This window comes from Mycobacterium sp. 852002-51971_SCH5477799-a (assembly GCF_001667145.1).
GTDB lineage: Bacteria > Actinomycetota > Actinomycetes > Mycobacteriales > Mycobacteriaceae > Mycobacterium.
Genome location: NZ_LZIF01000010.1, coordinates 1 through 599, shown reverse-complemented (window position 1 = coordinate 599; position 599 = coordinate 1). Strand labels below are relative to the sequence as shown.

The following is a 599-nucleotide window of genomic DNA, read 5'->3' as shown; positions in this document are numbered from 1 at the left end:
CCGCGGATCTTGACCTGCTCATCGGCGCGGCCCAGATAATCCAGCTGCCCATCAGCGCGCCAACACACCAAGTCCCCGGTGCGATACATGCGTTGTCCGGGCGCCCCGAAGGGGCAGGCCACAAACCGTGACCCGGTCAACCCCGCCCGACCCACATAACCCACACCCACCCCAGCACCAGCCACATACAACTCACCCACCACCCCGACCGGCACCGGGCGCAACCACCCATCCAGCACGAACAACGCCGCCCCGGCCACCGGCGCACCGATCGGCGGGGTCCCCGACCCCGCCACCAGCGGGGCGCTAATTGAGACATCCACTGTGGTCTCGGTTGGGCCATAGGCGTTGACCATCACCCGCCCCGGCGCCCACCGATCCACCAATGAGGCTGGGCAAGCCTCACCGCCAACCACCAACGCCGTCGACTCCAACCCCTGTGGAGACAACACACCCATCGCTGAGGGGGTTTGGCTTAAGACGTTGACGTGTTCGGCGACGAGTAGGGCGTGGAAGTCTTGTGGGGAGCGGGTCACCTCCTCAGGCACCACCACCAGCCGCCCGCCATGCAGCAGCGCCCCCCAGATCTCCCACACCGA

General features: G+C 67.1%; 1 protein-coding gene. It reads right to left on the bottom strand.

The window, feature by feature from the left end; translation table 11 throughout:
• Window positions 1–599 (bottom strand): AMP-binding protein (locus A5753_RS00665; protein ID WP_156655846.1); only part of this gene is annotated, 599 nt, incomplete at both ends.